This window comes from Kocuria sp. p3-SID1428 (genome assembly GCF_025149945.1).
Lineage (GTDB): Bacteria > Actinomycetota > Actinomycetes > Actinomycetales > Micrococcaceae > Kocuria.
The window spans coordinates 41,008-48,802 of sequence record NZ_JALXVH010000019.1 but is presented as its reverse complement, the minus strand read 5'-3'; the positions used below and the strand labels follow the sequence as shown (position 1 = coordinate 48,802).

Genomic DNA, 7,795 nt, shown 5'->3' with positions numbered 1-7,795 from the left:
CACCAACCGCGTGGGAGCTCCCGCATGGCGCTGACGGGATCCGACCCGACGCCTCGCGGCCTCACGTCACCGAAGCAGGTCGTCGCAGCCTCCCGAGGGGTCGCACATGCAGGGCTTGCCCCGGTGAAGGTCTGCACACGGGGCTGCTCGCGACGTCGTCGGGAGGGAGCCGCGTCCGGATCCGTGAACGACGGACGCCGGCCGACCACGTCGCAGACGGGAGAAGGCGCGGCGGCCCCTCCTCCCGCAGACGTCAAGCGAAGCAGTCAAGGGAGGAGGGGCCGCCGTGCCCGCCGTGACGAGCCCGGAGGCTCAGAGCCGAAGCGTCACTTGCCCTCTGCGGCCAGGCGCTGATCGCGCGCCGAGGCGACCTTAGAGGACATGCCGAACAGCTCGATGAAGCCGCGCGCCTGGGACTGATCGAAGGAGTCGCCCTCGTCGTAGGTCGCCAGGTTGAAGTCGTACAGCGCGGTCTCCGAGCGACGGCCGGTGACGGTGGCCTTGCCGGCGTGCAGGGTCATGCGGATGTCGCCGTTGACGTAGCGCTGGGTGTCGTCGATGAAGGAGTCCAGAGACTTCTTCAGCGGGGAGAACCACTGGCCGTCGTAGACCAGCTCGGTCCAGCGCTGGCCGACGGTCTTCTTGAACCGGGCCTGCTCGCGCTCGACGGTGACGTTCTCGAGCTCCCGGTGCGCGGCGATCAGGGCCATGGCGCCGGGGGCCTCGTAGATCTCGCGGGACTTGATGCCCACCAGGCGGTCCTCGACGATGTCGATGCGACCCACGCCCTGGGCGCCGGCGCGGCGGTTCATCTCCTGGATGGCCTCGAGCGGGGTCACCGGGCGGCCGTCGATCGAGACGGGGATGCCCTGCTCGAAGCCGATGACGACCTCATCGGGCGCCGGCGGGAAGGCGGGATCGTCCGTGTAGTCGTAGACGTCCTTGGTGGGGCCGTTCCAGATGTCCTCGAGGAAGCCGGTCTCGATGGCGCGGCCCCACACGTTCTGGTCGATCGAGAAGGGGTTCTTCTTGGTCGTCACGATCGGCAGGTCGTTGCGCTCGGCGTAGTCGATCGCCTTCTCGCGGGTCAGCGCGAGGTCCCGCACCGGGGCGATGCACTTGAGGTCCGGGCCCAGGGTCTGGATGCCGACCTCGAAGCGGACCTGGTCGTTGCCCTTGCCGGTGCAGCCGTGGGCGACGGTCGTGGCGCCGAACTGCTTGGCAGCATCCACCAGGTGCTTGACGATCACGGGGCGCGAGACGGCCGAGACCAGCGGGTAGGAGTCCATGTAGAGGCCGTTGGCCTTCAGGGCCGGCATGCAGTACTGCTCGGCGAACTCGTCGCGGGCATCGGCGACGACGGCCTCCACCGCGCCGCAGTCCAGGGCGCGCTGGCGGATGGCCTCGAGGTCCTCGCCGCCCTGTCCGACGTCCACGGCCACGGCCACGACCTCGGCCCCGGTGGCCTCCCCGATCCAGCCGATGGCGACGGAGGTGTCCAGGCCGCCCGAGTAGGCGAGTACGACGCGCTCGGTCATGAGTGTCTCCTTGAGAGGTTCGATGCTGCAGGTCTTCTGTGCATGACTATACACAGCATGTTGTATTTATGCATTGCCGGGGCGCGGCGTCAGGCGGGATACTGGGTGGCCGATCCCCCGAGCACGATTGCGCGCGGCCTCTGACCGCCATCATCTCGCAGTCGGCGCCCCGACCCCGCCAAGGAGCACCATGTCCGAGCACCGCACGAGCACCTCCTCCCCTGATCCCGAGGGCGCAGCCGCCGCGCAGGGATCTCCCGCTGCGCAGCCCCAGACCGCCCCGCAGCTCAGCGAGGAGGAGCTCGCCCTGCTGAACCAGATGTTCGATCTGGCACGAGAGGGAGGCACCGCGCAGCTGCGGCAGGCACTCGAGGCAGGTGTTCCGGTGAACCTCACCAACGGCAAAGGCGACACCCTGCTGAACCTGGCGGCCTACCACCAGCACGAGGAGACGGTCGCGATGCTGCTCGAGGCCGGCGCCGACACCGAGCGCGTCTCCGACATGGGGTTCACCGCCCTGATCTGCGCCGTCTTCCGCGGCGACGAGGCCATCACCCGACGCCTGCTCGAGGCCGGGGCCGGCCAGGACACCGGCTTCCAGCCCGCCAGGGCGGTGGCCGAGGAGTTCGGGCGCACCAACGTGATCCCGCTGCTCGACGAGCACGCCTGAGCGCAGCCGCACCAGGGCGTCGGGCCCGGACCGGGCGAGGCGGGCAAGCCCCGACGACGGCCCGCGGCTGATCAGCTGGGGTCGATCTCCCGCTTGAGGATCTTGCCGGTCGAGCCCTTGGGCAGCGCATCGAAGACCTTGTAGGCCTGCGGGCGCTTGTAGCTGGCCAGCGACTCGCGCATCGTGGCGCGCAGCTGCTCGATGACCTCCGCCTCCTGGGCGCCCTCGCGCAGCACCAGGCAGGCCACGACCTGCTGGTCCGTGGTGGCCCCGCCGCGACCGACCACAGCGGCCTCCTCGACCCCGGGGTGCTCGTAGATCAGCTCCTCGATCTCGCGCGGGTACACGTTGTATCCGTTGCGCAGGATCGTGTCCTTCTTGCGATCGACGATCCAGAGTCGGTCGTCCTCGTCCTGACGCGCCATGTCCCCGGTGCGGAAGTACTCGCCGGCGAAGGCCGCCGCGGTGAGCTCGGGCTGCTTCCAGTACCCGGCCATGACATAGCGACCGGCCACCGCCAGCTCCCCGATCTCGCCGCGCGGCAGCTCACGGCCGTCGTCGTCGAGGATCGCCACGCGGGCCTCCTCCACGGGGGTGCCGATCGAACCGGGGACGCGCTCGTGGACGGGCTGGTTGAACGCGACGACGGGCGAGGTCTCGGAGAGCCCGTAGCCCTCGTAGAGAGTGATCCCGAACAGCTGCTCGAACCGGCGCAGGACCTCGACCGGCAGGGCCGCTCCGCCGGAGAGCGCCGAATCCAGGCTCGGCAGCTCGAGCGGCTGGCGGGCCTGGACCTGGCACAGCGCCATGTGCATGGACGGCACGCCGATCACGCGGGTCACCCCGTGCTCGCCCAGCTGCTGCAGCACAGCGCGCGGCTGGAACGACGGGACCAGGCTGATGCAGGCTCCGACCGCTACCGGGGCGTTCAGGCACACCGTCTGGCCGAAGACGTGGAAGAACGGCAGCGCCCCCAGGATCACGTCCTCGGGCACGTAGCTGAACATGCGGGTGGTCATCCACGCGTTCGAGGTGACGTTGTCGTGCGTCAGGGCGGCGCCCTTGGGCTCGCCGGTAGTCCCGGAGGTGAACAGCAGCACCGCGAGGTCGTCGGCGGCGCGCTCGACCGGCTCCCGGACCTCGAGGTCTCTCGACGGCGCGGCGAGGGTCTGCTGATCCAGCAGGAACAGGGGGACCGACGGCTCGAGCTCGGCGCAGGCCTGCTCGGCAGGTGCGCTCACCGCGTCGTGGACGACGACCGCGCTGAGCTCGGCCGTGCGGAACAGAGCGGTCAGCTCGCGAGCGCTGAGCAGCGGGCTGAGCGGGACGACGACGGCGCCCAGGCGCAGGATGGCGTAGTACGCGACCGGCATCTGCGGCGCGTTGGGCGCCACGAGGGCGACACGATCCCCCACGCCCACACCTGCCTCGTGCAGCCGCTGGGCGAACGCCGCGGACAGCGCGTCGAGCTGCCCGTAGCTGAGGCTCAGCTCCCCCAGGCGCAGGGCCGGGGACTCGGGGGCTCGGCGGGCGGAGTCGGTGAGCAGTGTCGCGAGGTTCGTCACTTCTGGGGGCCTTCCGGCTCGGTGCGTCCGTCGCCGGACGCGGGAGCGGGCCCGACGGCCCGGCTCGGTGCGTGAGGAGGTGCAGGTCCGATCCGGATCCGGGCGCGTGCGCGCCTCAGTCGCCTCCCGCCAGCCGCAGGAAGTGCTCCGCCAGCTCGCCGCCCCCGGAGGGGTCGCGGCTGACGACCATGATCGAATCGTCCCCGGCGATGGTACCCAGCACGAGCGGCACCGCCGCCTGATCGATGATCGAGGCGAAGTACTGCGCGGCCCCCGGCGGGGTCTTGAGCATGACGAGGTTGCCGGAGGACTCGGCGGTGACCAGCAGCTCTCGGCACACACCGGCAAGGCGGGCGTCGGGTCCGGCGGAGCCGTCCGGTCCCGCGACCTCGCCGGAGGCCGGCGGCACGGCGTAGACCAGCGAGCCCGACGAGTCCCGCACGCGCACCGCCCCGACCTCGACGAGATCGCGCGAGAGCGTGGCCTGCGTGACCTGCAGGTCGTCGCGGGCCAGCAGCTCGGCGAGCTCGGCCTGCGAGTGCACGGAGCCCGAGCTGACCAGGGCGACGATGCGCGCCTGGCGGGCGATCTTGGTGGCCGGGATGCTCATCAGCCCAGCTCCGGCAGGGTGATCTCGCCCGTCTCGAGGCTGTACTGCCCCGAGGCTGCCAGCAGCCAGACCATCAGCGCCTTCTGGGCGTGCAGCCGATTCTCGGCCTCCTGGAAGACCAGCGAGCGCGGGCCGTCGATGACCTCGGCCGAGACCTCGCTGCCGCGGTAGGCCGGCAGGCAGTGCATGAACACGGCCTCGGGGGCGGCCTGGTCCATGGCCGCGGTGTCGATCGAGTACGGGCGGAAGACCTCGGCGCGCGCGTCCTTCTGGTCCTCCTGGCCCATGGAGACCCAGGTGTCGGTGCAGACCACATCGGCCTCGGCGAGCGCGTGCGCGGGGTCCTCGGTCACGAGCACCGAGCCGCCCGTGAGCTCGGCGAGCTCGCGCGCCTGCGCCACGATCGACTCCTCCGGCAGGTAGTCGGCAGGGCCCGCGACGCGCACGTGCATGCCCGCGGTGGCCATCCCCAGCAGGTACGAGTTGGCCATGTTGTTCGCGGCATCGCCCAGGTACGCGAAGCTGCGCCCGGCCAGCTCGCCGAAGTGCTCGCGGATCGTGAGCAGGTCGGCCAGGATCTGGCACGGGTGGTACTCGTCCGACAGCGCGTTGATCACCGGGACGTGGGAGTGCTGCGCCATCTCCTCGAGACCGGCCTGGTCGTACGTCCGCCACACGATCAGCCCCACCATCCGGGAGATGACCCGGGCGGTGTCCGAGACCGACTCCTTGACCCCCAGCTGCGCCTCCCCCGGATTCACGACCAGGGGCGATCCCCCGAGATCCGCGATGCCCGTGGCGAACGAGTAGCGCGTGCGGGTGGAGGTCTTGTCGAAGATGACGGTCGCGGTCTGCGGCCCCGCCAGCGCGCGATGGCGCCACCGGTCGGCCTTGAGCTCGAGGGCCAGGTCCAGGACCTCCGCCTGCTCGGCGGGGCTCAGATCCGTGTCGCGAAGGAAGTGGCGTGGCATGAGGCGTCCTCTCGGAAGGAAGGTGGGGCCGACGGGCGGAGGCGGAAGGCTCAGGCGCCCGGAGCGCTGAGCACGGCCTCGCGGGCCGCGTCGAGGATGGAGGGCAGCGCCTCGAGCAGCTCGTCGGCCTGCTCTGCGCTGAGGATCAGCGGCGGGGCCAGGCGCAGCGTGAGCGGCCCCGGGGCATTGACGATGAATCCCGCGCGGCGGGCCGCCGCCACGACGGCCGGGGCCAGAGCGGCGGTCTGCGATGCCGAACGATCGATCGGCTCGAGGTCGATGCCGATCAGCAGCCCGTGGGCGCGGACCTCGGCGACGCCGTCGATCGCGCGCAGTCCGTCGGCCAGATGCTGGCCCACCGAACGGACGTTCTGCAGGATCTGCTCGTCCTCGATCGTCGTGAGCGTGGCCAGGCCCGCAGCGGTAGCCAGCGGATTGCCGCCGAACGTGGTGCCGTGCTGACCGGGCTCGAGCAGCCCGGAGGCGTGCTCGCCGAAGGTGAGCATGGCCCCGATCGGAAATCCTCCGCCCAGGCCCTTGGCCAGGGTCATGGCATCGGGAGCCTCGGCGCCGGAGAGCTCCTCGGAAGCGGCGAACCACCGACCGGTGCGCCCGATGCCCGTCTGGACCTCGTCCACGATCAGCAGGGCCCCGTGCTCGCGGGTCAGCTCGCGGGCGCGGCGCAGCCAGCCCTGCGGCAGCGGGCGCACACCGGCCTCACCGCGCACGGGCTCCACGATCAGGGCGCTGACGGTGTCGTCGACGGCGGCCTCGAGCGCCTCGATCGTGGGGGCGATGTGCTCCACGCCGGAGGGCAGCGGCTCGAACGGCTCCCGGTAGGCCTTCTTGGCGGTCATGGCCAGCGAGCCGACCGTGCGTCCATGGAAGGAGTCCTCGAGCGCCAGGATCCGCGAGCGCGGGCCGTGCGGTCCGAGGACCTCGCGGCCCTGACGGCGGGCGAGCTTGAAGGCGGCCTCATTGGCCTCCGAGCCCGAATTCGCGAAGAAGACCCGCGAGCCCTCGGGCGCTTCGGCCAGCTCGAGCAGCTTGCGGGCCAGCTCGATCTGTTGCGGAGAGGTGAAGAAGTTGGAGATGTGCCCCAGGGTCGCGGCCTGCTCACCGACCGCGCGCACCCAGGCCGGGTGGGCGTGGCCCAGCGAGTTGACCGCAATCCCTCCGAGCAGATCCAGCAGCCGGTTGCCGTCGGCATCCCAGACCTCGGCACCCTGTCCGCGCACGAGCACCGCCTGAGGCGCGCCGAAGACGTTGAGCAGGTGCTGCCCGTACTGCTCGAGCAGCTCCTGCCCTGCGGTGTCCTGGTCCGTGTGCTGAGCGCTCATCGCGCCTCCTCCGTGGTGCTTTCCGTGCTGTCGTCGATCGCGCCGCCCTGGGCGTCCTCCTCGCCTGTGGGGTGCCTCCCCGTGCCGGCGCCGAGCACGACCCGGTCGATCTCCGCGGTGGCCACCCCGACCATCTCCGGAGACCGGCGCAGTGGCCGATCGGCCGCCGGGACGGTGCCGTCGGGGCGCACCTCGGTGCCGATGCCCTCGTCGGTGAAGATCTCGAGCAGCACCGAGTGGGCCTCGCGGCCGTCGACGATCGTGGCCCGCGGGACACCGCCCTCGACGGCGGTCAGCGCCGCCTCCATCTTGGGGATCATCCCGGACTGCAGCGAGGGCAGCAGCTCCCGCAGCTCGGAGTCGGTCAGCGAGGAGATCAGCGAGCTGCGATCCGGCCAGTCGGAGTAGAGGCCCTCGATATCGGTCAGCGCCACGAGCTTCTCCGCCCTCAGCGCCACGGCGACCGCGGCGGCGGCGGTATCGGCATTGATGTTGAGCACCTCGCCGGTGAAGCGGCCCTCGGCGTCGACCTCCGGGGAGATCGACGAGACCACTGGAATGCGCCCGGCCTGGATCAGCTCGCGCAGCGGCTCGGGGTTCACGGAGACGATCTCGCCCACATGGCCCAGATCGACCTCCTCGCCGTCGACGACCGTCCCGCGGCGCACCGCGTTGAGCAGGGAGGCATCCTCCCCCGAGATCCCCACCGCGTACGGGCCGGTCGCGTTGAGCAGGGAGACGAGCTCGCGCTGGACCTGTCCGGTGAGCACCATGCGGATGACGTCGATGGCCTCCTTGGAGGTCACGCGCAGCCCGCCGCGGAACTCGGAGTCGATCCCCACGCGCTCGAGCATGCGGTTGATCTGCGGGCCGCCGCCGTGCACGACGACGGGGCAGATCCCGACCTCCCGCAGGAAGACCATGTCCGCGGCGAAGGCCTGGCGCAGCGGCTCCGAGACCATGGCGTTGCCGCCGTACTTGAACACCATGACCGCCCCGGAGAAGCGGCTGATCCACGGCAGCGCCTCCATGAGCACGCCAGCCTTGGCGCGCGCGGCGGTGATGCGGTCGTTCGGTGCGGTCATCGGCTCTCTCCTGGAA

At 71.1% G+C, this 7,795-nt stretch carries 7 protein-coding genes; 1 reads left to right on the top strand and 6 read right to left on the bottom strand.

Features of this window, described 5'->3' with window-relative positions:
• Positions 1-326: 326 nt before the first annotated feature.
• Positions 327-1,538, bottom strand: a complete 1,212-nt coding sequence (locus M3E84_RS05985; RefSeq protein ID WP_259895293.1) for an argininosuccinate synthase — start codon at positions 1,536-1,538, stop codon at positions 327-329.
• Positions 1,539-1,728: 190 nt separating this feature from the next.
• On the opposite strand from M3E84_RS05985, the gene M3E84_RS05980 reads away from it, so the two are divergent.
• Complete coding sequence (locus tag M3E84_RS05980) at positions 1,729-2,208, top strand: ankyrin repeat domain-containing protein (protein ID WP_259895292.1); 480 nt, start codon at positions 1,729-1,731, stop codon at positions 2,206-2,208.
• Positions 2,209-2,279: 71 nt separating this feature from the next.
• On the opposite strand, the gene M3E84_RS05975 is transcribed toward M3E84_RS05980, so the two are convergent.
• From M3E84_RS05975 to argB, 5 genes are all read right to left on the bottom strand, one after another.
• The gene (locus tag M3E84_RS05975; RefSeq protein ID WP_259895290.1) at positions 2,280-3,773 is read right to left on the bottom strand and encodes a long-chain fatty acid--CoA ligase; all 1,494 of its coding nucleotides are present in this window, start codon (positions 3,771-3,773) and stop codon (positions 2,280-2,282) included.
• Between the two features lie 115 nt (positions 3,774-3,888).
• Positions 3,889-4,383 carry an arginine repressor gene (locus tag M3E84_RS05970; protein ID WP_259895289.1) on the bottom strand — a complete coding sequence of 165 codons (495 nt, stop codon included), beginning with the start codon at positions 4,381-4,383 and terminating at the stop codon, positions 3,889-3,891.
• On the bottom strand, positions 4,383-5,354 hold the full coding sequence (gene argF / locus M3E84_RS05965) for an ornithine carbamoyltransferase (protein WP_259895288.1): 972 nt from the start codon (positions 5,352-5,354) through the stop codon (positions 4,383-4,385). Before argF ends, M3E84_RS05970 begins: the two co-directional genes overlap by 1 nt.
• A 50-nt stretch (positions 5,355-5,404) precedes the next feature.
• On the bottom strand, positions 5,405-6,694 hold the full coding sequence (locus tag M3E84_RS05960; RefSeq protein ID WP_259895286.1) for an acetylornithine transaminase: 1,290 nt from the start codon (positions 6,692-6,694) through the stop codon (positions 5,405-5,407).
• Positions 6,691-7,779, bottom strand: coding sequence for an acetylglutamate kinase (gene argB, locus M3E84_RS05955; protein WP_259895284.1), 1,089 nt, complete (start codon positions 7,777-7,779; stop codon positions 6,691-6,693). Before argB ends, M3E84_RS05960 begins: the two co-directional genes overlap by 4 nt.
• Positions 7,780-7,795 lie beyond the last annotated feature (16 nt).